This window comes from Neobacillus sp. 204, assembly GCF_046562815.1.
Lineage (GTDB): Bacteria > Bacillota > Bacilli > Bacillales > Cytobacillaceae > Neobacillus.
The window spans coordinates 184,497-206,003 of sequence record NZ_JBJORY010000001.1 but is presented as its reverse complement, the minus strand read 5'-3'; the positions used below and the strand labels follow the sequence as shown (position 1 = coordinate 206,003).

Annotated in this window: 26 protein-coding genes; 6 read left to right on the top strand and 20 right to left on the bottom strand. The window is 36.4% G+C overall.

Annotated features, from left to right (window positions below):
- Positions 1–18 precede the first annotated feature (18 nt).
- From spoVIF to ACJ004_RS01020, 8 genes are all read right to left on the bottom strand, one after another.
- A complete protein-coding gene (gene spoVIF / locus ACJ004_RS01055) occupies positions 19–273 on the bottom strand; it encodes a sporulation-specific transcription regulator SpoVIF (RefSeq protein WP_410891252.1) in 255 nt (84 codons plus the stop codon).
- A gap of 169 nt (positions 274–442) precedes the next feature.
- Positions 443–559, bottom strand: a complete 117-nt coding sequence (locus ACJ004_RS01050; RefSeq protein ID WP_410890672.1) for a YjcZ family sporulation protein — start codon at positions 557–559, stop codon at positions 443–445.
- 103 nt (positions 560–662) lie between these two features.
- A complete protein-coding gene (spoVAE, locus tag ACJ004_RS01045) occupies positions 663–1,019 on the bottom strand; it encodes a stage V sporulation protein AE (RefSeq protein WP_410890670.1) in 357 nt (118 codons plus the stop codon).
- A 4-nt stretch (positions 1,020–1,023) separates the two neighbouring features.
- Complete coding sequence (spoVAD, locus tag ACJ004_RS01040; RefSeq protein WP_410890668.1) at positions 1,024–2,049, bottom strand: stage V sporulation protein AD; 1,026 nt, start codon at positions 2,047–2,049, stop codon at positions 1,024–1,026.
- Complete coding sequence (gene spoVAC / locus ACJ004_RS01035) at positions 2,050–2,529, bottom strand: stage V sporulation protein AC (protein WP_410890666.1); 480 nt, start codon at positions 2,527–2,529, stop codon at positions 2,050–2,052.
- A gap of 16 nt (positions 2,530–2,545) precedes the next feature.
- On the bottom strand, positions 2,546–3,013 hold the full coding sequence (locus tag ACJ004_RS01030; protein WP_410890664.1) for a sporulation protein: 468 nt from the start codon (positions 3,011–3,013) through the stop codon (positions 2,546–2,548).
- A gap of 150 nt (positions 3,014–3,163) precedes the next feature.
- Positions 3,164–3,316 carry a hypothetical protein gene (locus ACJ004_RS01025; protein WP_410890662.1) on the bottom strand — a complete coding sequence of 51 codons (153 nt, stop codon included), beginning with the start codon at positions 3,314–3,316 and terminating at the stop codon, positions 3,164–3,166.
- Positions 3,317–3,399: 83 nt separating this feature from the next.
- Positions 3,400–3,756 (bottom strand): DUF1360 domain-containing protein, encoded by a 357-nt coding sequence (locus ACJ004_RS01020; RefSeq protein ID WP_410890660.1) that lies wholly within the window; start codon positions 3,754–3,756, stop codon positions 3,400–3,402.
- Positions 3,757–3,894: 138 nt separating this feature from the next.
- On the opposite strand from ACJ004_RS01020, the gene ACJ004_RS01015 reads away from it, so the two are divergent.
- Positions 3,895–4,407 (top strand): CotY/CotZ family spore coat protein, encoded by a 513-nt coding sequence (locus ACJ004_RS01015; protein WP_410890659.1) that lies wholly within the window; start codon positions 3,895–3,897, stop codon positions 4,405–4,407.
- 44 nt (positions 4,408–4,451) lie between these two features.
- On the opposite strand, the gene ACJ004_RS01010 is transcribed toward ACJ004_RS01015, so the two are convergent.
- The 3 genes from ACJ004_RS01010 to ACJ004_RS01000 form a co-directional block, all read right to left on the bottom strand.
- The gene (locus ACJ004_RS01010) at positions 4,452–4,925 is read right to left on the bottom strand and encodes a CotO family spore coat protein (protein WP_410890658.1); all 474 of its coding nucleotides are present in this window, start codon (positions 4,923–4,925) and stop codon (positions 4,452–4,454) included.
- 120 nt (positions 4,926–5,045) lie between these two features.
- Positions 5,046–5,816: an enoyl-ACP reductase FabI gene (gene fabI / locus ACJ004_RS01005; RefSeq protein WP_410890656.1), complete on the bottom strand. Its 771-nt coding sequence runs from the start codon at positions 5,814–5,816 to the stop codon at positions 5,046–5,048.
- Positions 5,817–5,926: 110 nt separating this feature from the next.
- Positions 5,927–7,786 (bottom strand): monovalent cation:proton antiporter family protein, encoded by a 1,860-nt coding sequence (locus tag ACJ004_RS01000; protein ID WP_410890654.1) that lies wholly within the window; start codon positions 7,784–7,786, stop codon positions 5,927–5,929.
- A 261-nt stretch (positions 7,787–8,047) separates the two neighbouring features.
- On the opposite strand from ACJ004_RS01000, the gene prpE reads away from it, so the two are divergent.
- Positions 8,048–8,785, top strand: coding sequence for a bis(5'-nucleosyl)-tetraphosphatase PrpE (prpE, locus tag ACJ004_RS00995; protein ID WP_410890652.1), 738 nt, complete (start codon positions 8,048–8,050; stop codon positions 8,783–8,785).
- Positions 8,786–8,866: 81 nt separating this feature from the next.
- Here prpE and ACJ004_RS00990 read toward each other — a convergent pair whose 3' ends face one another.
- The 4 genes from ACJ004_RS00990 to ACJ004_RS00975 are packed head-to-tail and all read right to left on the bottom strand — an operon-like array spanning position 8,867 to position 11,659.
- Positions 8,867–9,769, bottom strand: coding sequence for an RluA family pseudouridine synthase (locus tag ACJ004_RS00990; protein ID WP_410890650.1), 903 nt, complete (start codon positions 9,767–9,769; stop codon positions 8,867–8,869).
- A gap of 18 nt (positions 9,770–9,787) precedes the next feature.
- Positions 9,788–10,582, bottom strand: coding sequence for an NAD kinase (locus ACJ004_RS00985; protein WP_410890648.1), 795 nt, complete (start codon positions 10,580–10,582; stop codon positions 9,788–9,790).
- A gap of 52 nt (positions 10,583–10,634) precedes the next feature.
- Complete coding sequence (gene yjbM / locus ACJ004_RS00980) at positions 10,635–11,273, bottom strand: GTP diphosphokinase (protein WP_410890647.1); 639 nt, start codon at positions 11,271–11,273, stop codon at positions 10,635–10,637.
- A gap of 20 nt (positions 11,274–11,293) precedes the next feature.
- Complete coding sequence (locus tag ACJ004_RS00975) at positions 11,294–11,659, bottom strand: UPF0738 family protein (RefSeq protein ID WP_410890645.1); 366 nt, start codon at positions 11,657–11,659, stop codon at positions 11,294–11,296.
- 120 nt (positions 11,660–11,779) lie between these two features.
- Between ACJ004_RS00975 and ACJ004_RS00970 the strand changes: the two genes are divergently transcribed.
- The 3 genes from ACJ004_RS00970 to ACJ004_RS00960 all read left to right on the top strand — a co-directional run bounded on the left by ACJ004_RS00970 (position 11,780) and on the right by ACJ004_RS00960 (position 13,845).
- Positions 11,780–12,376: a CYTH domain-containing protein gene (locus ACJ004_RS00970; RefSeq protein ID WP_410890644.1), complete on the top strand. Its 597-nt coding sequence runs from the start codon at positions 11,780–11,782 to the stop codon at positions 12,374–12,376.
- 202 nt (positions 12,377–12,578) lie between these two features.
- On the top strand, positions 12,579–12,989 hold the full coding sequence (locus ACJ004_RS00965; RefSeq protein WP_410890642.1) for a globin domain-containing protein: 411 nt from the start codon (positions 12,579–12,581) through the stop codon (positions 12,987–12,989).
- Complete coding sequence (locus tag ACJ004_RS00960) at positions 12,955–13,845, top strand: ClpXP adapter SpxH family protein (RefSeq protein WP_410890641.1); 891 nt, start codon at positions 12,955–12,957, stop codon at positions 13,843–13,845. The genes ACJ004_RS00965 and ACJ004_RS00960 overlap by 35 nt, the downstream gene beginning before the upstream one ends.
- A gap of 663 nt (positions 13,846–14,508) precedes the next feature.
- On the opposite strand, the gene pepF is transcribed toward ACJ004_RS00960, so the two are convergent.
- The 5 genes from pepF to spxA all read right to left on the bottom strand — a co-directional run bounded on the left by pepF (position 14,509) and on the right by spxA (position 20,744).
- Positions 14,509–16,332 carry an oligoendopeptidase F gene (gene pepF / locus ACJ004_RS00955; RefSeq protein ID WP_410890639.1) on the bottom strand — a complete coding sequence of 608 codons (1,824 nt, stop codon included), beginning with the start codon at positions 16,330–16,332 and terminating at the stop codon, positions 14,509–14,511.
- A 141-nt stretch (positions 16,333–16,473) separates the two neighbouring features.
- Positions 16,474–17,670 carry a competence protein CoiA gene (locus ACJ004_RS00950; RefSeq protein WP_410890637.1) on the bottom strand — a complete coding sequence of 399 codons (1,197 nt, stop codon included), beginning with the start codon at positions 17,668–17,670 and terminating at the stop codon, positions 16,474–16,476.
- A 106-nt stretch (positions 17,671–17,776) separates the two neighbouring features.
- Positions 17,777–19,288, bottom strand: a complete 1,512-nt coding sequence (cls, locus tag ACJ004_RS00945) for a cardiolipin synthase (protein WP_410891251.1) — start codon at positions 19,286–19,288, stop codon at positions 17,777–17,779.
- An 80-nt stretch (positions 19,289–19,368) separates the two neighbouring features.
- A complete protein-coding gene (gene mecA, locus ACJ004_RS00940) occupies positions 19,369–20,040 on the bottom strand; it encodes an adaptor protein MecA (protein WP_410890635.1) in 672 nt (223 codons plus the stop codon).
- A gap of 308 nt (positions 20,041–20,348) precedes the next feature.
- Complete coding sequence (gene spxA / locus ACJ004_RS00935) at positions 20,349–20,744, bottom strand: transcriptional regulator SpxA (protein WP_026566143.1); 396 nt, start codon at positions 20,742–20,744, stop codon at positions 20,349–20,351.
- 572 nt (positions 20,745–21,316) lie between these two features.
- Between spxA and ACJ004_RS00930 the strand changes: the two genes are divergently transcribed.
- A complete protein-coding gene (locus tag ACJ004_RS00930) occupies positions 21,317–21,487 on the top strand; it encodes a hypothetical protein (RefSeq protein ID WP_410890634.1) in 171 nt (56 codons plus the stop codon).
- Positions 21,488–21,507 lie beyond the last annotated feature (20 nt).

Below are 21,507 nucleotides of genomic sequence, written 5' to 3'. Positions count from 1 at the left end.
AATGCGGTCTCCTTCTTTTTATTTTTTATTAATCATATTGGAAATCGTATTAAGATCAAGCTGCTTGCCATCATTAACAATGGATTTAACAATTTGGTCTTCCATTTCTTTATTCACCGGTTTATTGGCAATTTGAGAAACTCGACGAATCACATTACGGACTGTTTTTTCATCTTTAAAATTAGCATTTTGTAATGAATTCGCTAATTCAAAAATGTCTTTCATATTAACGCCCGTTTTCTTTTCAATGTTTTTAAAAAAACCATTATCCATATTCAAAGATCACGCTCCTTCATAAACTACTTTATTGTATGAAGGAAGAGTAAATTGGTGAATGAAATAGGAAAAGCGTACGCGCCCCCCTGGGCACTTTTTAAGAAAAAAGATGAAAGGGCTGGCCATTTTTTTAGGCCAACCCCTTCCATTAAGCAAGCACTAATTATTAATAGAAGCTTGCACCAACAATGATTAAAAGGATGAATAATACGACGATTAATACAAAAGTTGAACCGCCATAAAAACCGCCGTAGCCGTAACCGCATCCGCCATATCCAAACATAGAATGTCACCTCACTTCTGTAATCTCATTAATAACATATGAAATTACTTTATACTGTGTGTAGGCTCGACATCTATTTCAGTAAATTTCAATATTGTGTAATTTACCCCTTAGGTTTAAAAATTAGTGCCCCAATAAATCCAAAAATAATCGCGGCTGAGATTCCAGAGCTTGTCACCTGGAACATCCCTGTCAATACCCCTATCAGTCCATGTTTCTCTGCATCCTGCAGTGCCCCGTGAACTAAGGAGTTGCCAAAACTGGTAATTGGAATGGTAGCTCCTGCCCCCGCAAAGTCAACTAATGGTTCATATAGACCGAAACCGTCCAATATAGCACCAATAACAACAAGCAAACTCAGTGTATGACCAGGGGTAAGCTTTGCGATATCAAACAAAAGCTGCCCAATAACACAAATAATCCCGCCAATCACAAATGCCCAAAAAAACATAGCTAACATAGGATCACCCCTTATCTCCATTCATTTCAATGGCTACAGCATGTGCAATACATGGTATCGATTCGTTCTGCTGAAAGCTGAGCGGGGACAGCAATGCGCCAGTTGCGACTACTAAGATCCGTTTATATGTACCCTTTTTTAATTGGTTCAATAAATGTCCATACAAGGCTGTTGCAGAGCATCCTGCACCACTCCCCCCCGATTGGACAGGCTGATCATCCTTGTACATTAGTAACCCGCAATCCTGGAATTGTTTTCGTTCTAATTCAAGACCACTTTTGTTAATTAACTCAAATGCTGTATCATGACCTACCCTGCCTAGGTCCCCTGTCACAATCAAATCGTAATAAGAGGGATCTAGTTGAAGGTCGCGGAAATGAGCAATAATCGTATCGGCTGCTGCTGGTGCCATCGCACCGCCCATATTAAACGGATCTGTAAGTCCCATATCGATCACTTTTCCAATCGTTGCCGAGGTTGTAACCGGATGTACCTGCCCTGGCACATTAGGCTGAACAATTGCCACGCCCGCTCCTGTTACCGTCCATTGTGCAGTTGGCGGTTTTTGTCCTCCATATTCTGTTGGATAGCGAAACTGCTTCTCCACTGCAGCATTATGACTTGATGCACCTGTCAGGACATAATTGGCTCCTTGGTAATTGACAACGAAGGAGGCTAGAGCCAACCCTTCCATTGATGTTGAACATGCCCCAAAAAGACCAAAATATGGAATTTGCATGGTCCTTGCCGCAAAACTTGTTGGAGTTATTTGATTGATTAAATCACCAGCAAATAAAAATTGAATCTGTTCTTTTTCAATATTCCTTTTATTTAATGCCGTTCTAATTGCCTGTTCTAACAGTTGCCGATGCGCTTTTTCATAAGTTTCCTTCCCCATCCATAAGTCTTCATATAATAAATCAAAATCATTTGCTAAGTTTCCATTTGCTTCAAATGGTCCGCCAGTCACGCCTGTTGCTGTAATCATTGGCCGGTTGGCGAAAACCCATGATTGATGTCCTTTTAACAATTACAAAACCCCCCACATAACCAACAGCGTTTTAATAAGTGCGACAATAAAGGCTGAGAAAACACCGAAGAGAACGACCGATCCTGCGAGCTTAAACATATTTCCACCTACACCTAAAACAAAGCCTTCCGTTCGATGTTCAATACATGCCGAGATTACAGCATTACCAAAACCTGTAACGGGCACAGCACTTCCTGCTCCGGCAAACTGTCCAAGTCGATCGTAAACTCCAAGCCCAGTTAATAACATTGATAAAAAGACCATAGTTGCCACAGTAGGATTACCTACACTCTGTTCAGTAAAATCAAAATAATAAATATAAAAATAACTGATGGCTTGACCGATCACACAAATAATTCCTCCAACAAAAAATGCCTTAATACAGTTCTTCAGAACAGGCCGTTTAATTTCATGCTTCTGTTGAAGTTGTTGATATTTGCGCTGCTGGGGCGTCATGTTTTTTTGCTTACTCGTTGCCATCTTTTTTCTTCCTTTCTTACTTCATATCTTTGGTCATTTTAACGATTTCGTTAAAACGTTTTTCAGCTTTCTGATGTGTAAGTTTAGAGGATTTCATTTTCTCATCAAGTCTGACTGTTTCTAGAAAAATTTTATAGTCACTTGAGATTGTAAAGTTTTCATCTGGATATTTTTCTTCAAGCATTTTGTTGATGTCTTTTTCAATTTTTTTCATTTTAAATCGGTATAGATGCTTAACCTTATAAACAACCAGTGTATCTTTTTTCCCTTTCACAACTGCCACATCATATAATTCTGGAAACGCGCTTACATCCTGTTCAATTTCTTTTACGTGATCTTTACTTTTATTTTTCTGTGTCACAATCGGGCTAGGATTCGTTGTTTTCATAAGGGTTAATTGGCTATCCTTAACCTGTGGGTTTTGACTACAGGAGGAAAGAAATAATAAACACGCGAATAATACCCATCGATGAATAGTTCTCATATGATTCCCATCCCTTGTTCCATTTTTAAATACCACTACTATGTAGTTTTTTCGACATTGATAAAAATTATGAGTAGTATCTTGCAATATTTATTTATGGTTTAGCAGAAAAACAAAAAACTGCCAGCTAATCTGACAGTTTCTCTAAACTTATCTTGAAGTTTTTTTACCGCAGCCACAACCTGATCCCTTTTGCTTTATGGATTTTGATGGTTGATACATTTGAGTCGATTGGGATAATTGTGTTGATTGTGTTGATTGTGAATACTCAATGGATTGAGTTCTCCTTTTCTTTTGACTCATTATTATCTCTCCTTCGCTGTTAATTCTTTGTTAATTGATTATAGAATATGAACAACCTCCAAGCCTAGTCTCAGCGGACACCACTATTTTTCGATAAAAAACTGCACAATGGACTCGATGATTGAAGCAAATCCCGCAACCCCTAAAATTAAGATAATTGGGAACGAAAAGTCTGGGTAAAGCAGTGATATACTAATAATTCCAGTGGTAGTCCATATCCCTGTACACCAATAACAGCTAAGAAGCTCTCCGAAAAACTTTTTGAGCCCCTTTTCCTTCGGAAGGTAATAAACTTCAATTTCTCCATCCTCAGTTTCTTCTTTTATTTCATTAAAAAAAGGAACCCGAATAAATTCGGTTATTTTATCAAAAACAATTAACCTTGTCAGCCTAAAGCTCGCCAGTGAGAGTAGAAGCAGGTTTAATAAGGTTATTTTCATGATGTAATATCCTTTCTTCCTTTCAAAAACATTTTACCAGCCTAATTTGTTCAAATAAGGCTATTGTCCGTTACCCAAAAGGGCTCTGTTAAATATGTTAGTAATGTAAGAGATATATCGGATAAGGAGGAAAAATAAATGGGTTGTGGAAATAGTAATCATGATTTTCGTAATGGTAATTGCGTTTGCGAAGTCGTTAGAGCCATTAAAGATATACAGGATAATGCTGTAGAAGAAAACGAATGCCCAGAGTGTTCCAGTTGTTTCGCTGAGCCTCTCGGTTCATTGGTATCACCGGTGAGGAGAGATCCTGTCGATACTCGCGTCTTTGTATTAAGTAATGCAGATGGTTCTCCATTCCATGCATTCTTTAGTAACGAAAACAATGCATGTGTATCGATCTACTTCCGCGTAGAGGATGTATTTGACAACTGCTGTGCTACACTTCGTGTATTAGTACCAGGACGTCGCGAAGGTGGAACTTTCTGTCCAGTAAACTTGGTTTCTGGCGGAGATAAGTGCTGCATCAACCTTGAAAAAGTTTGTCAGGTTGAACGATTCCGCGCAAGTAACGACTGCATTACTGTTGATCTAGGCTGCTTCTGCGCAGTGCAATGTATTGCGGATGTTAACTTAGGAATTTGTAATTAAAAATCGAGCCAGTCGGTAAAACGGCTGGCTTTTTTAATTACCAACTATTTCTTTAACCCAATCAGAAGAACATTTTTTAGTGCATGTACTGGCATGATTTTTGTGGTTTGATCATGAAATCGAATTGTTACATCTTCACTATCGTATTCGATCAGATAACCTTGATAGTTTTTTTCCTCAGTAACAAAAACACAAGGAGCAGGTGGGAGGACCTTTGGATAATTTATTAAATAATCTAAGCGCTCTTCTAAATTCATTTCTTTAAAAGGTTTTACCCGATTTAATGATGTTTGTTTCTTTTTCTGAAACTTAGTCATATCTTGTGTTATTTGCTCTTGTACTAGTTGCTTTTTAGCAAGAGAGATTGTCTTTTTACTATCATCCTCGCTCGGCATTTCTTCGTCAGGGTCCACTAGTTCCTGCCTGATTGTATATGTGTCCTGCATGTTTGTGGCAGGAGTTCTAGCAAACGGCTGATGTATATAAAGTAATGGTCCTTTTCTCTTTTTGGTCGACATGCTCAGCACCTCCATTTACGAAATCCTACAATCATATTTATGCGAAATGCCTATACACGTTCATAAAAAAATAAGAAATTTCTACATAAAAACAGCCCGCAATAATTGCGGGCTTCAAAATTATAGGATATGGTATCCGGAATCAACGTGGATGTTTTCACCAGTAATACCACGGGAAAGGTCACTGAATAAGAATACAGCTGTATCTCCCACTTCTTCTGGTGTGGTTGCTCTGCGTAATGGAGCTCTTTCTTCAATTTCTTTTAAGATAGAGTTAAAATCACTGATTCCTTTAGCAGATAATGTTCGAATTGGACCTGCAGAAATCGAGTTGACACGAATGTTTTCTTTTCCAAGGTCTGCAGCTAAGTAACGTACACTAGCATCGAGAGAAGCTTTGGCTACACCCATTACATTATAGTTTTGGATAGCACGTTCTCCACCTAAGTATGTTAACGTGACAATGCTTCCACCTTCAGTCATTAATCCGCGTGCTTCTTTCGCTACGGCTGTTAAGGAATATGAGCTGATATTGTGAGCGAGCAAGAAGCCCTCTCTAGTGGTGTTCAAATATTCTCCGCTTAGTTCTTCTTTATTTGCAAATGCGATGCAGTGGGCAACCCCATGAATGGCCCCAACTGATTCTTTGATTTCAGCAAAGCATTTTGCAACTTCTTCATCACTTGTCACATCACAAGGTAATACAAGTGTCCCTTCAGCTTCTAGAGAACCTGCTAGTTCACGGACACTGCTTTCTAACCTTTCTCCTGCATAGGTGAAAATTAATCTTGCTCCTGCATTGTGAAGGGAGCGGGCAATCCCCCACGCAATACTGCGTTTATTGGCCACACCCATTACTACGTATGTTTTTCCAGATAAAGAAAAATTCATATTGAAAAAGTCCTCCTACAGTTACACATGATATTAGTACTTGGTACTAATTTTACACTAATTTACGAGAAATGAAAAGTTCAACAATCAACATCCTTTTTATAAATAATTTAACAGATTTCGCAAAATTCCAGCTCCCTTTTCAACTCATCTACATACTCCTTGGAGCCAGTAACGATCAACCGATCATTCATCTCCAACTCTGTATCTCCATGTGGGACGATGGAATCCTTGCCCCGAAAGATACGGACAAAAATGATATCGCCTGTAAAAGGAAATTTCCGTAAAGACATCCCATCAAATTGGCTATTCATCATAACAATTTCATAAAGACCTGTCTCTTGATTTGTGAGTATATTTATCACGGTTGGTGATTCAATTAACGCACGAAGTAATACTTTCGTAGACATAAATGCAGAAAACACTTCTATATTATGTTCACGTAAGGTCTCCTCTAAATCGGGACTTTCAATTCGAGCAATGATCCTAGATACTCCTTTTTCTTTCGAAGCGATCGACAATGCTGCGTTTACGTTCTCATCACCTGTTGAAATGACAACAACCTCTGATTGAAATACTTTTGTATTCTCCAGCGTCTCGATTGAATAATCTGGAATTTCAACGATTTCAAATAAAGAATTGGCAATTTGCTTTTCTGATTTCTCCATTTGGGTATGATAAAGAATTGGATCATATAGGCCTGATTTTAATTCTCGAGAAACAGGCAAAGTAGTTTGATTGGCACCTAAGAATGCAACACTAACCTTTTTATTAGCAACCTCTTCTCTTGGGAATAACTTTTTAAAAACAATCGGTGTAAAAATAGACGTGAGGACTGCAACAAGTATTAGTGTTCCACTCATCTCCGCAGTTATGATTTCTAGTCTTTCTCCAATTGTCGCTGCCGCAATGACAAGTGAAAGCGTAGAGGTGAGTAAAAATCCAGATGCAAGAACTGTTTTCAAATCATACCAAATTTTCAAGAGGTACACTGGTACAAGTTTGGATAAGAGTAATCCGGCAAGTAAAAGCGGTATTAATAACAAAAGCTTTTTTTCATTAAAAAGAGACCAAATATCAAGATTTACTCCTACCATTACAAAAAAGATGGGAATCAAAAATCCATAACCAAAAGAATCTAACTTATGTACAAGCTCTTGGTTCGGGGCTAACAACGAAACGAGTACACCGGCTAGAAACGCCCCTAAGATGTTTTCAGCACCCACTGTTTCAGACAGCCCAACTAAAACGATGATCAGTGTAAAAACAGCCCTTGTTCCAATTTGGACTGTCCCTGTTGATAATGATTCGATAAATGTACGGTTTTTAAATCGTTTGCCGAGAAAATAAAGCACAATTCCTGCTGCAAACAAAATAAGTAACAGCCATGTATTCCCATGCCCTGATTCATTTAACGACACAAAGACGGCGAGTAAGATCATGGTCACTAAATCTGCTATAACCGCAATCAATAAGATGATTTGCCCAATAACTGTTTTCATCAAATGGGCTTCTTTTAAGGTTGGTACAACTACCCCTAATGATATGGTCGAAATAATTAGCGTCATTAAAAAGGCATTATCAATGAAACCTGCAAAGACAAATAAAATGGATAAACCAAGTGAGAATATAAATATACCTGCAAAGACCAGTGACGCGACGATAAATGAATTGGGCTCTCTTTTCCCATTCGGAAGTACCTTACGCTTCTTCTCTCCAGAAAAGGCCTTAAAGTCAATTTCAAGCCCACTTAAAAACATGAGAAAGATAAAACCAAGGGTCGATAAAGTTGAGAGCCAAATATCTTCATGGACCACATCGAAACCACTCTTTCCAATGACAAGTCCCATGATAATTTCAGCGACGACCACAGGGATATAATTTAATTTAAATCGATGTAAAAGAATGGGAGTAATAAATGCCATCGTAACAACAATTAATAACGAAATGACTGAAACATGCTGCTCCATAGAAAATACTCCTCCTTTTATACATTAGAATAGAAACTTTTATAAAGGCTCTTTTCGTAAACTTTGTTGCTATTGGAGCTTTATAAGAGTCAATTACTAAGTTTCTAGGTAATTTTCGCACAGGTTCTTACGAAAAGATGACACGAAGCATATAGGTATACGGGTTGATGAACTTATACGAAAAACAACAATCTATGCGAAAATAACCTTTATAAAAACAAACACTTCGACTAAAAATATAAGAGATAAGGAGTTGATCCAATGAAAATTGATGTAATCGGTGATATACATGGGTGTTTAACTGAATTAAAGGAACTCACCTTGAAACTCGGCTATAGATGGGATAACGGATTACCTAGACATGAATCTAGAGTGCTCGGATTTCTTGGTGATTTAACCGACCGCGGACCCGCCTCACTTGATGTAATCGAAATTGTATGGCAGTTAGTTTTTAAAGAAAAAAAAGCTTATTATACGCCTGGAAACCATTGTAATAAGTTATATCGCTTCTTCCTTGGCAACAAAGTTCAGATTGCACATGGACTTGAAACAACTGTTGCCGAATATGAATCATTATATAAAGAAGATCAGCAATCCATTCGAAAAAAATTTATTGAACTATACGAAAGGGCTCCACTTTATTTAGTATTAGACAACAAGAAGCTTGTTATCGCACATGCAGGAATTAAAGAAGAATTTATCGGACAATCCCATGGAAAAGTTAAAGAATTTGTCCTTTACGGAGATATCACAGGCAAAAAGCACCCTGATGGTTCTCCAATTAGAAGAGATTGGGCGAAAGAGTATCATGGTGAACCATGTATCATTTATGGACATACTCCTGTGAACGAGCCTAGGATCATAAATAATACTTATAATATTGATACAGGCGCAGTCTTTGGCGGGAAACTTACAGCATTAAGATATCCTGAAATGGAATTGGTTTCGGTTAAATCTACTATGCCACATGTGGAGGAAAAATTTAAACAATTTGATTGAAGAAGGAAAGCGAGCGCCTTTCGCTGTAACCAACAGCCTAGCTCAACAGAACCAAAAATAAAAAAGGCTGCCACTTTATCATCAAAGTAGGTCAGCCTTTAATAATTCCCCCATATCTTTAGGCAGTAGGGCGGTAAACATCATTTCTTCGCCTAAAAATGGGTGAACAAATACTATCTTCTTACAATGGAGTGCCTGCCGTTCTATTAACGAGACATCTCCTCCATACAAATCGTCACCGAGCAAGGGATGTTTTAAATATGACATATGAACTCTAATTTGATGTGTCCGTCCCGTTTCTAGCGCAAGTTCCAAATATGTAAAAGTCCGATGTCTCTTAAGGACGTGATAATGAGTACAGGCAAATTGTCCATCCTCACGAACTTCCCTTTCAATAATACTATCTTCTTTACGGCCGATTGGGGCCCTTATCGTACCATTGTCTAAGGACATCCTGCCCTCAGCAAATGCCTCATATGTCCGCTTAACTTGCCCGCTTCGCTGCATCATACTAAACAAATGATGGACATGGCGATGTTTAGCAATTAAAACAATTCCTGACGTATCCCTATCAAGCCGAGTAACAATGTGAGAAGTAGCCTGCAGACCACAGTGCTGATAATAACCAACTAGCGCATTCGCCAGACTGCCATCAGGGTGTTCTCGAGACGGAATCGTGTTCATACCTGCTGGTTTATTGACCACCAGCAAATACTCATCTTCATAAAGAATCGATAAGGGAATGTCTTCGCCTAATAGACCCTCACTTGGACATTCTCTGGGAAAAATAACCGTTAATTCATCGCTCAATTCTAACCGATATCGGACATTAACTTCGTCTCCATTTACTAGGATATTTCCGCCCTTGAACTTTATATCTGTTAATGCCGTACGAGAAATCTCTTGCTCTTTTAAAAATCCCCTTACCAACTTGCCTGCATCGCTCTCACCAATGACCCACTTCATTTGAAACTGCTGAGACATTACAACGATCCCCGCCTCTTAGTCCGAAATAAACGAATCATGAACTCTTTTCCAAAACGGAAACGGCCGGAAGCGAGCAAAGCGGATTTTTTCTTCTGGCACCCTAAATTGAATTGACTTTACATCCTTATGAAGCAATGTCAGGTGGTCAATTGTCACTTGAAAATCAGAACGATTGACTGGTTTAAGCATACATGTATGGTGGGCTGGAAGAATTAATGGTGATCCTATTGTCCTAAAGACCTTGTTATTAATTGATGCCATCTCAGCAATTTGAAGGGCAGAAATCGATGGATGGATAATCGCTCCGCCAAGTGCCTTATTATAGGCGGTACTGCCCGAGGGAGTTGAAACACATAAGCCGTCACCACGGAACCGTTCGAAATGTTGTCCGCGAATCTCCACATCCATAACAAGCGTTCCCTCGACACTTTTTACTGTAGATTCATTTAAGGCGAGATACCTAGACTCCTTCCCAGCATGAGAATAACGGATTATGACCTCTAAAAGCGGGTATTCAACAACCTGATAAGGTGTTTTAGCAATTGCAATCACTAGTTTCTCAATTTCATCCGGAATCCAATCTGCATAAAACCCAAGATGTCCCGTATGAATTCCAACAAAAGCCGTTTTATCTAAGCGGCTGCTATAGCGATGAAAGGCATAAAGCAGCGTGCCGTCACCACCAATGGAAACAACAATATCAGGTTGGTCTTCATCGTACGTAAGATCAAAATCAAGTAAATACGTCCTCATTTTGTGCATTAATATATTTGATTTTTGATCCCCTTTTGACGTAATCGCAAATTTCATATATTTTTGGCTCCTTGTGCTGAATGGCTTATCAATAGACGGTCATGGCAAATTAATTCTTCTCTTCTTGTTTGAATTCTTTTTTTCTTGTAAAAAAGGCCTGAGCATCCTGTATTTCACCGCGAATCAATGACATTTCCTCATCTAAACGAAATGCAGCTTCAGATGCTCTTTGCAGTCTCATTTGAATATCACTTGGAAATAACCCCTTGTACTTATAGTTTAAGGTATGTTCAATTGTCGCCCAAAAATTCATTGCAAGCGTTCGTATTTGAATTTCCGCTAAGATATTCTTTTCCCCATGTATTGTTTGAACCGGGTAGCGAATAACAACATGATATGACCGATACCCGCTTGTTTTTTTATGGGAAATATAATCTCTAACTTCAACAATTTCAAAATCATTGCGGTTTCGTAATAAATCGACGACTGTATGAATGTCATCAACAAATTGACACATAATACGCATTCCTGCAATATCCTGCACTTCTTCTTCTAATCGTTCAAGTGGAATACCTTTTTGATTTGCCTTATCAAGAATACTTGCAATCGGTTTAACTCTTCCCGTAACAAATTCAATCGGTGAATGAGTAGCATCAAGGTCAAATTGACCTCTCATCCCCTTTAATTTCACCTTTAATTCTGCAACAGCTTGTTTATATGGGGCTAGAAATTGGTCCCAATGCTTCATAATGTCACCTCAAAAACGAATTATGTTAAGAAAATACTCTCTACTTTTGTAACCATTTCTTTCCCATAATTACTATTACCCTTTATATTATTTAGAACATAATTAAATTCATCATGGAAGTTATTCAGTTCTTTTTGCTCTTCGTTAAAAGTAATCCATACGGGTAATTTTTTTTCTTCTGCCGTTTTTAAGAGTGGCCAGATTTGTTCATGTAAAATGATATATGTATAATCATTCATATCCTCCATTAAATATATGAAAGAATAGTGGTCAGAATCTACAAGAATCTGTTCTCCTGGAACCAACTCAGTGATGGTCTCATTCGTTTCTAACATTAATTTCTCTTCAGTTATGTATGCCTTTTCGATTGTAATTCTTTTCTTCATCTCTTTACCTCCATATCCACTCCCTATTTTAGCATAATACAACGATTTCTCCCAAGGATTGATGTTTAGTTTAGAAATGAGATAATAAAGAAAATTCCCTTCTGGAAGGATGACGAACTTTTGTCGCAAAATATTGAAATTGAATTTAAAAATATACTATCAAAAAAAGAATATGAACACTTCCTTGAATCTTTTAACGTAGGCAAAAATCTAATTTTCACACAGGAAAACCATTACTTTGACACTCCCAATTTCTCCTTAAAGAGTAAAGAAACTGCACTAAGAATTCGCAAAAAGGGCACAAACTACGAAATGACATTAAAACAACCAGCTGCGGTCGGCCTATTAGAGACAAATCAATCTATCAGTGAAGCTGAAGCACAAATAGCCATTCACAGTGGTAAACTTCCACTGGGCATTATTCAACGTCTTATTGAAGAATGCGAGATTTCCTTTTCAACGCTTGAATATTTTGGTTCATTACTAACGAAACGAGTTGAATTCGAATATCAGAAAGGATTACTAGTTTTAGACCATAGTATTTATCTAAGTACAGAAGATTATGAATTAGAATATGAGGCACAAAACTTTCAGGATGGAGAGAAGATCTTTTACGAACTACTTGAATTATTTAAGATTCCTGTACGTAAAACGGAAAATAAAATTCGCCGATTCTATAACCGAAAATACGAGCAATCTTTTCACAATGAATCTTAAATGTATTTCAAATGTAGATTGAAATTGATTGGAGTTATTTCCAACATACTAATTCCTGTTTTTCCTATTAAGAATTGCTCACTTGGCATACATTAATAATGTGTTCAAGTGACAAATTTACATTTTTAAAGCAATTCATTTGAGATATGAAATAGGCATTGATAAAATAAATCTACATAATACATTTAAGGGAGTTGGCAACATGATTGAAAGAAAGCTTTCACCATTTGAATCCATTGGTGAGGAAACTTTACACCGTCTTGTGGACACTTTTTATGGGCTTGTTGCGCAACATCCTGATCTAGCACCAATATTCCCAAATCAATTTACAGAAATTGCTCGGAAACAGAAGCAATTTTTAACTCAATATTTAGGCGGTCCTTCTCTGTATACGGAAGAACATGGTCATCCTATGATGCGTGCTCGTCATTTGCCATTTCCTGTTACCCCAACACGCGCCAAAGCATGGCTATCATGTATGGAACAAGCGATGGACCAAATAGGCTTAGAGGGCCCATTAAGGGATGAGTTTTATTCACGACTTTATCTTACGGCCCAACACATGATTAACACGCCTGATGACGGCGGAATCTCGGGTGAAGAAAGTGAATAGATCAAAGTCTTCAAGCGCCAAACAGCATTGCAGTGATAAAAAGCCGATTGAGATTTATATGTTTATTGACCCTTTATGTCCTGAATGTTGGGCATTAGAGCCTATATTAAAAAAGTTGCAAATCGAATATGGACGTTATTTTTCTATAAAGCATATTTTAAGTGGACGATTAGCCGATTTAAATTTAAGCAAGAAAAAGAATTTTGAGAATATCGCTCAAGTGTGGGAGAAGACTGCAAGCAGGTCAGGAATGTCATGTGATGGAAGCCTATGGTTAGAGAATCCAGTCGATACTCCCTATACTGTTTCCATTGCTTTAAAAGCAGCTGAATTACAAGGTAGACGGGCTGGACTTCGTTTTCTACGGAGAATCCAAGAGGGATTATTTTTAGAAAAACAAAATGTTTCAAATCTAGAGGTGTTAAAAGATTGTGCAAGGAGTTTAGGTTTGGACGTGGAGGAATTCATGTATGATATCCATTCCGAAAGTGCAGCGAAAGCCTTCCAATGTGATCTGAAAATTACTTCTGAAATGGATGTAAAGGAGATTCCTACCTTAGTATTTTTTAATGAGAATGTTGAGGATGAAGGAATTAAGATAACGGGCTCTTACCCATATGAGGTATATGTCCAAATACTAGAGGAAATGCTTTCTGAAAAACCTATTCAATCTCCTCCACCTCCATTAGAAGCGTTTATGAAATTTTTTAAATTTGTCGCCTCAAAAGAAATTGCAGTGGTTTATAATATGTCTATTTCGCAAATTGAACGGGAAATGAAAAAACTACTGTTAAAGCAAGTGGTTGAACAGATCCCCGCTAAATATGGAACGTTTTGGAGATATATCGAAGAGTAAATAAGACGGAAGCGCCAAGGAAAAAAGAAGTTCATTTTTTATACTTGGCGCTTCCACTTATTTTACAAAGGCTATTTTCGCATGGATTGTTATTTTTCGTATAAGTTTCATCAACCCGTATAATTATTTGCATCGTGGCATCTTTTCGTAAAAACATTTGCGAAAAGAGCCTTTACAAAAAATGAAAATGCCTTGCAGTTTCCACACTGCAAGGCATTTTTCTTTTATACGAACAAAGGGGATGGGAGAAATTTTTCACGGTCAAACAAAGGGGTATATGTTTGTTGTGATCAACTTCACGTATATAATATAGCATGCTATTTCTGAGTGAGGCAATAAGTTTGTGCTTTATTTCACATAATTGTCAAATTATCATAAATTCAGAGAATGGACAATAGACATAGTAGTACGAGGAATGAAAACTCACTTTTACGAGGGTGGCATTAAAATTATGAGAAAATTCCCTTTAACGATTATGGTTCTGTTTATTTTGATTGCTTTTTTTCTCCAAATACTTGCACTATTAAAGATCTTCCCGCTTTTTCTCAGTATACCTATATTGTTTGTTTCGATATTTATCTTCGTTAATTACCTTAATGACAGAAAACGATTCAGAGGATTTTAAAAAGGGATGGTTGCCATTTAGGGCACCATCCCTTTTAATTATGCTTGCGATAACAATTGCTCTAATTCATTCAACTTTTCTTCAAATACCTTACAAGCATCTTTAATTGGCTCAGCACTTGTCATATCGACACCAGCTTTTTTCAGCACTTCAATCGGATAATTTGAGCTTCCTGCACTTAGGAAGTCAATGTATCTTTTTACTGCCGGTTCGCCTTCTTCTAAAATTTGCTTGCTAAGGGCAGTAGCCGCACTAAAACCAGTTGCATACTGGTAAACATAATAATTGTAATAAAAATGCGGAATTCTCGCCCATTCTAATCCGATTTCCTCATCTATCACAATATCTTCCTCGCCAAAATATTTTTTATTTAATGCATAATAGCTCTCTGTTAATGCTTCTGCCGTTAATGCCTCGTTGTTTTGTGCCTTTTGATGGATCATATGTTCAAACTCAGCAAACATCGTTTGACGGAACACGGTACCTCTAAAGCCTTCTAAATAATGGTTGAGCAAGTAAATTCGTTTTTGTTCATCATCAATTGTTTTTAATAAATAGTCGTTTAAGAGTGCTTCATTACAGGTCGAAGCCACTTCTGCTACGAAAATAGAATAATTGCCATATGGATATGGCTGTGATTTCCGAGTATAGTAACTGTGCACGGAATGGCCAAATTCATGAGCAAGTGTAAATAAATTATTTACATTATCCTGCCAATTCATGAGGATATATGGATGAGTGCCGTATGCTCCTGAGGAGTAAGCGCCACTTCGCTTTCCTTTATTTTCATGCACATCGACCCAGCGATTTTCAAAGCCCTCTGATAATATTTTCGAATATTCCTCTCCTAATGGAGATAACCCTTTAAGGACTAAATCCTTCGCCTCTTCGTATTTGATTTCCATTTTCACATCTTTGACAAGTGGAGTAAATAAATCATACATATGAATCTCATCAAGACCAAGGACTTTTTTACGAAGCTTCACATAACGATGTAATAAATGAAGATTATCGGTAACCGTATTCACAAGGTTATCGTACACGCTCTCTGGTATATTGTTTGCAGAAAGGGCAGCGTGTCTTGCTGAGTTATACTTTCTTACCCTTGCGTTAAAATTATCCTTCTTCACATTTCCACTTAATGTGCTTGAAAATGTATTTTTAAAATGACCATACGTTTTATATACAGCCTTAAATGCATCTCGTCTCACCCGTGGATCTTTACTTTCCAAAAAGCGAATATAGCGGCCATGTGTAATTTCAACCTCAGCACCATTTTCATCTTTAATAGATGGAAATTCAAGGTCTGCATTATTCAACATCCCAAATGTATTGCTAGAAGCATCCATAACTTCGCTTGCTTCCGCTAGTAATGCTTCCTGTTCTGCTGAGAGGACATGCGGCCTTTGTAGATTAATTTCAGCTAGAGCATGCTCATATAGCTTTAATTCCGGTTTCTCATTTAAGAAACCTGTTACTTGGCTTTCATCTAATGAAAGAATTTCAGGGACAATAAATGCTAATTGACTGGCCGCTTGTGAATACATATTTTTCATTCTGTCATCTAAGCCTTGGTAAAAAGAGTTCGTGGTGTCTTGGTCATAACGCATATGTGAATATGTATAAAGCTTTCCAATTCGTTCCAACAGTTTATCTTGAAACTGGAGCGCTTTATATAGTGTCTCCGCACTTACTCCTAATTTACCTTCAAATTCTTTAATTCCAGGGATTTGGTTTTTTACTTCTTGAAACTCTTGTTCCCATGCTTGGTCATTCGAGAATATATCTTCTAATTTCCATGTATCTTGCTCAGGGATCTCTTTTCTTGCTGGTAGCGATTTTATTGCTGTTTCATTCGCCATCCTTCATCCTCCATTCTATTTTCTTCGAAAAGAAAGTATCATTACTAATATTCTCCTTATCTTACCAATTTCCTTTTAAAAATTGACAGTACAGAAACTATTTATACTTCAATAATAGTATGCCCTTCTGTACATTTTCATTTATCTATTCAATAGGATTTGCTGATATTTTTGAAAAAATATCACCTTTGCTTCCTCTTTTTCTCGATTTGACCTCGGGATAAATATTTTCCGTTTTAATTGAAATATTGTTTCTCCTTTTTTCGTAATAATCCCCAATTTCTCTAATATTAAAAGATACTCAAGAATAGCTACTAACGGATATACCGTTTCAAATTGTGGTAAATGTCTTACAACAATATCTTTACTATAAATCCGTTTATTAAAATGGATCATTATTTCTTGAAGGGTTATTACATCATCAATATTTTTGGCAGCAATGATATCCAAAAATAAATAGGTTTGCCAAATAATCGGGGCTGTTTGAATAACTAGTGAATGAGGAAGCGGGAGTCCAATTTCTGGCGGCAATAAGAAGAGATTCATATTTCTGTTATAAATTTCATTGAGGAATGATTTATGTTGTTTATTAGGATGAAGAGTCCAATTCAGATTCATTTTTTCAATTTCCCTGTTCCAGCTTGATAAATCAAATGGGTTGTTTATGTTTGGTTCTAATAAACCATTCAAGTCCATTTCCTTTATTGGGTAAAAAGAATGATGGGAGAAGGCATTTTTTATAGAGTAAGGGGTAATTGATTCAACAAAATGAAATTGATGTTTTTCGGGGCAATAAGATGGTATATAAAACTTTCCTGAAGCAGTCTTCCGTATGAATAGGTATTGAAAGTTTGATAAAGCAACCATACTATTTCGTTTATGACGTATTTGATTACTAGATAAAATCCATATTGGCTGATAGCCATTCTGAAGATATGAATGGGTTCTCTTAATAAATATGCTTTCTGGAATCGTTGAACATTGGTACTCTAATGCATATTTTTTCCCATTAATCTTGAACATTATATCAGGTCGCTGCTGTATTTCTCTATCATAGTACTCCAAAATAGAAGGGATCTTTTGTTTTATTAACCACTGATAGAGCTGACGTTTGCCCTCCATATGGTAAATTGTTTCATTTTCAAAAAAATCACGGCAAACTCCCCCTTGCTTATGGGCAAAATGAAAAATGCGCTGATCCCCTAGTTTTAGCAAAACACCTTCCCCACAAATAGGGCAAATAAATTCTTCTTTGCTTCGAAGTTCTAAAAGAGCGGCTTTATTGTAATCGAGTCCGAGACAGATACTGATCCCCATTTTTGTTTGTGCAGTTAACAATTATTTCTCTCCTCCTTTTACGAGGATAATTCGTCATAATCTTTAAGAATACCTTTTAACCCACAAAAAAAACTCGCCAAATTTGACGAGTTTGTTAACTATTTATTTAGAGTAAGGGAGAGAGCAGCCTTGCTGTCGATTCAAGCACCTTAAAGCCAAGGTGTCTGTCATGGAAGGTTGCTTTATCCAACTGTTTGGAAAATTCAAGGTCATTTAAATATTCCTCAACTAGTTTTTGTGTACTTTTTGTACGGAACAAGAATGCATTTACCTCGAAATTTAAATGGAAGCTTCTCATATCCATATTCGATGTCCCTATCGAGGCCAGTTCATGATCAACAATAACTATCTTACTGTGCATAAAGCCTCGCTGGTATTCATAAACCTTCACCCCTGCATCTAAAAGTTCAGGAAAGTATGACCTTGAAGCATGAAAGACGATTCGTTTATCTGGTTTGTTAGGTACTAAAAGCCGGACATCAATACCACTCAGTGCAGCTACTTTTATGGCTGAAAAAATATCTTCATCTGGAATAAAATAAGGGGATGCAATCCAAACTGATTTCTCTGCACTTGCAATCATGGAGAAAAATATATTTTTAATAACACTCCACTCATTATCAGGTCCTCCAGCAATTAGCTGTACTCCGCCATGACTTTCATCATCATTCTGGGGTGATAGGTATTCGGCTGTTAAAAAACTGTGATTCGTCATATAATACCAGTCTTGTAAAAAAATTAATTGGAGGGTTCTAACAGCTTCTCCCCGGAGCATTAAATGAGTGTCACGCCAAAATCCAATATGTTTATTTCTTCCCAGATATTCATCCCCAATATTAAGCCCACCAACAAAGCCAATACTTCCATCAATTATGATCATTTTACGGTGATTTCGGAAATTAAATTTATTATTTAAAAAAGGAAGTTTAACTGGTCCAAAAGTAACCATTTCAATCCCTTCATTTTTTAGTTCATTAATATATGAATTTGAAAGTTGCCAAGAACCCACTGCGTCATATAAAAAACGAACTCTAACACCTTGACGCACTTTTTCAATCAGGATATTTTTAATTTCCTGTCCAATATGGTCATGTCTAACAATATAATATTCAAGATGGATATGATGCCTAGCTCTTTTTAACTGCTCTATAATATGCTGAAAGGTTTCCTCACCGTTTGTTAATATTTTTGTGGCTGTGTCAAAGGAAATGGGGCTATTCCCTAGTTTTTGAGCCAGGGTAAATAATTTCCCTTGATGTTCACCCAATAAACTAATCTTTTCATCATTTCTTGGGTCTTCATCCCCTTCTACCGTCAAAAAAGCTTGTTTATCTAAAAAATATTTTTTTCTAAACATTTTTTCTTTACGATAATTCCTACCAAAAAGGAGGTAAAAAATAAAACCAACTAAAGGAAAACTACCAAGGACAACTAACCAAGTTATCGTTTGTGTTGGATGGCGATTTTCAAAGAATATTACAAAGCTAATGAAAATGACAGACAGTGTAACCAATACACTTAAGATACCAAATATCCCACTAGCTAATTGTTCCTTAAAGAAAAACAAGAGTACGGATAATACCAATAAAAATAAAATAACCCTTACTGTGTTTTTCAGTGTCCTCACCTGCCAGATTTTATTTCAAAAAATAATTCATGCTAAAAATACCGATTTCAATATTGAAATCGGTACATTAATTAGCGAAAATATTTCCGTAATTCTGCAAAAACATTGGCAGAAATTATTTCTTTTCCATATTCTTGAATACGATGAATCGTAAGCTGTGTTTCATAACCGTACTCAAGTAAAATACTTAATATATCATCAATTTCATCTTCTTCAAATAAGTCTTCAGGAAATTCTGTAAATAAATAGTACCTTCCCTCAAAATGATAAAGCTTTGTCACTAAATCATCTAATCCTGAACGATTTGATAAACTAATGACATCCTCGAAATCTTTAAAACCTATGAGGAATTCTAATGTCTCTTCCTCAAGTAGGATATCCTCCTCATCAGTATGATTTGGATTAAAATGATGATCGAGTATTTCTTCCATTTTATCATCAACAGGAAACTGATTTATTTTTTCATTAGGAATCGGTAGTTCAAACTTTTGTCCATCTTTTGATATTTGTGCTTTTGTTACAAGAATTTCCAACCCTTTATCAAGTGCTTGGACTTGAATCCAAAGAGGACCTTCAATAACAAACTCTTCCTCATCATGAACCTCATCCATCATTTCCCAAAAGAGTTCTTCACTTCGTTCCCGATTGTACCAGATCTCTTCACGGTCAAAGCCTCTTTCTTCTATATCACCATATGAAATGTAGAATTTAACTGTGTTTTCATTAATGCGTTCAATCTCCATCTAAACATCTCCCTTCCGTTTTCCAGATTGAAGGGACAAAATACCCCCAAGCAGATACCGCCTTAGTATTTACTTAAATCCAAAGATTCTTCATAGGGTGAAAAAGTAAATACTCGTGTACTTTCATTTTATGACAAAAGTACTAATAAGGGAAATAAAAAAGGCTGAAATCTAAAAAACCGTGATAATGCCTAATTATCAACATTACAATAATTCTTTATATTGTAGCAAAGTGGAACTAAAACTACAAATAATTCAAATCTTTTTTTATATACAAAAAAAGACCTCCAAAAAGAAGGCCTATTTATTTAATTAACCATTCGCTGAGCTTCGCGCAGCTGGAACGTTCTAACTCTTCTTGGAAGGAATCGTCTGATTTCATCCTCGTTATACCCAACCTGTAATCGTTTTTCATCAATGATTATCGGGCGGCGTAATAGCCCTGGATTTTCCTTTATTAAACCAAATAGATCTTGAAGCGGCATTGCATCAAGGTTTACATCTAATTTTTGAAATGTCTTTGATCTTGTAGAAATAATTTCATCTGTACCATCTTCTGTCATTCGAAGAATTTCTTTAATTTCTTCCATGGTTAATGGCTCTGAAAAAATATTTCTTTCTGTGTATGGAATTTCATGTTCTTCTAACCATGATTTTGCTTTTCTGCATGATGTACAACTTGGTGAAGTGTATAGTGTTACCATCCGATCTTCACACTCCTCTTTTATTAAGACTATTAATAAATCAAGTATATTGAAGCAAACGATTTGGTTATAATCAGGTTGCAGCAAATTCGATAATAATTATAAATTAGGAATTTATATCATTGATTATACACCACTGTTTCTTAAAAGGGTATCCCTTTTCCAAAAAAAAAATGTTAGACCAAAACATTCAAAAATATTTATTACACTATATTAGACGAATAATTGTCCTAAAAGTTTCATATTTTTTAATAAATTTAACTTAAAAATTCGCAATCATAATTATCCGTTTCTAATAATGTTCGTAAACATTGTGTGAATAAATGAGGGTCTTCATGAAAAAATTTCCTTCATTCTATGTTTAATGAAAATATATGAAAGACCCATTCTCAATTATAAATCCAAAATGAAAACGCATTCATTGATTTTAGAAAACTTACCATTGATATTTAATTTCCTCTTTAATTCAACGGTAAGTTCTTTTACAATAAAGTAGTGGATATTTAATTTTGCACAACAAATATTCTAAGCTGCTGACAAACGGAGGGATTATTACCTTGGGAGCATACATAATGGATTTAACGATTGTTGCTTTACTAATCGTGGGAATCACTGCCTTAATGGGTGTTATTACGAACAGTTTTGGGGAAAAAGTGTTCGGTGGTAAAAATCGTAGTGAATTTGTTGATGAAAGTGCCAAATACCAGACTGGCTGGAAAGCAGTTGGGGGAAAACGGAAATAAGTTAATGGCATTTTTAAGGA

What these genes read in the sequence shown, in the direction of transcription:
- spoVIF (WP_410891252.1), bottom strand. Translation starts at nt 273, where the DNA reads ATGGATAATGGTTTTTTTAAAAACATTGAAAAGAAAACGGGCGTTAAT.
- ACJ004_RS01050 (WP_410890672.1), bottom strand. Translation starts at nt 559, where the DNA reads ATGTTTGGATATGGCGGATGCGGTTACGGCTACGGCGGTTTTTATGGC.
- spoVAE (WP_410890670.1), bottom strand. Translation starts at nt 1,019, where the DNA reads ATGTTAGCTATGTTTTTTTGGGCATTTGTGATTGGCGGGATTATTTGT.
- spoVAC (WP_410890666.1), bottom strand. Translation starts at nt 2,529, where the DNA reads ATGGCAACGAGTAAGCAAAAAAACATGACGCCCCAGCAGCGCAAATAT.
- ACJ004_RS01030 (WP_410890664.1), bottom strand. Translation starts at nt 3,013, where the DNA reads ATGAGAACTATTCATCGATGGGTATTATTCGCGTGTTTATTATTTCTT.
- ACJ004_RS01025 (WP_410890662.1), bottom strand. Translation starts at nt 3,316, where the DNA reads ATGAGTCAAAAGAAAAGGAGAACTCAATCCATTGAGTATTCACAATCA.
- ACJ004_RS01020 (WP_410890660.1), bottom strand. Translation starts at nt 3,756, where the DNA reads ATGAAAATAACCTTATTAAACCTGCTTCTACTCTCACTGGCGAGCTTT.
- ACJ004_RS01015 (WP_410890659.1), top strand. Translation starts at nt 3,895, where the DNA reads ATGGGTTGTGGAAATAGTAATCATGATTTTCGTAATGGTAATTGCGTT.
- ACJ004_RS01010 (WP_410890658.1), bottom strand. Translation starts at nt 4,925, where the DNA reads ATGTCGACCAAAAAGAGAAAAGGACCATTACTTTATATACATCAGCCG.
- fabI (WP_410890656.1), bottom strand. Translation starts at nt 5,816, where the DNA reads ATGAATTTTTCTTTATCTGGAAAAACATACGTAGTAATGGGTGTGGCC.
- ACJ004_RS01000 (WP_410890654.1), bottom strand. Translation starts at nt 7,786, where the DNA reads ATGGAGCAGCATGTTTCAGTCATTTCGTTATTAATTGTTGTTACGATG.
- prpE (WP_410890652.1), top strand. Translation starts at nt 8,048, where the DNA reads ATGAAAATTGATGTAATCGGTGATATACATGGGTGTTTAACTGAATTA.
- ACJ004_RS00990 (WP_410890650.1), bottom strand. Translation starts at nt 9,769, where the DNA reads ATGTCTCAGCAGTTTCAAATGAAGTGGGTCATTGGTGAGAGCGATGCA.
- ACJ004_RS00985 (WP_410890648.1), bottom strand. Translation starts at nt 10,582, where the DNA reads ATGAAATTTGCGATTACGTCAAAAGGGGATCAAAAATCAAATATATTA.
- yjbM (WP_410890647.1), bottom strand. Translation starts at nt 11,273, where the DNA reads ATGAAGCATTGGGACCAATTTCTAGCCCCATATAAACAAGCTGTTGCA.
- ACJ004_RS00975 (WP_410890645.1), bottom strand. Translation starts at nt 11,659, where the DNA reads ATGAAGAAAAGAATTACAATCGAAAAGGCATACATAACTGAAGAGAAA.
- ACJ004_RS00965 (WP_410890642.1), top strand. Translation starts at nt 12,579, where the DNA reads ATGATTGAAAGAAAGCTTTCACCATTTGAATCCATTGGTGAGGAAACT.
- ACJ004_RS00960 (WP_410890641.1), top strand. Translation starts at nt 12,955, where the DNA reads ATGACGGCGGAATCTCGGGTGAAGAAAGTGAATAGATCAAAGTCTTCA.
- pepF (WP_410890639.1), bottom strand. Translation starts at nt 16,332, where the DNA reads ATGGCGAATGAAACAGCAATAAAATCGCTACCAGCAAGAAAAGAGATC.
- mecA (WP_410890635.1), bottom strand. Translation starts at nt 20,040, where the DNA reads ATGGAGATTGAACGCATTAATGAAAACACAGTTAAATTCTACATTTCA.
- spxA (WP_026566143.1), bottom strand. Translation starts at nt 20,744, where the DNA reads ATGGTAACACTATACACTTCACCAAGTTGTACATCATGCAGAAAAGCA.
- ACJ004_RS00930 (WP_410890634.1), top strand. Translation starts at nt 21,317, where the DNA reads ATGGATTTAACGATTGTTGCTTTACTAATCGTGGGAATCACTGCCTTA.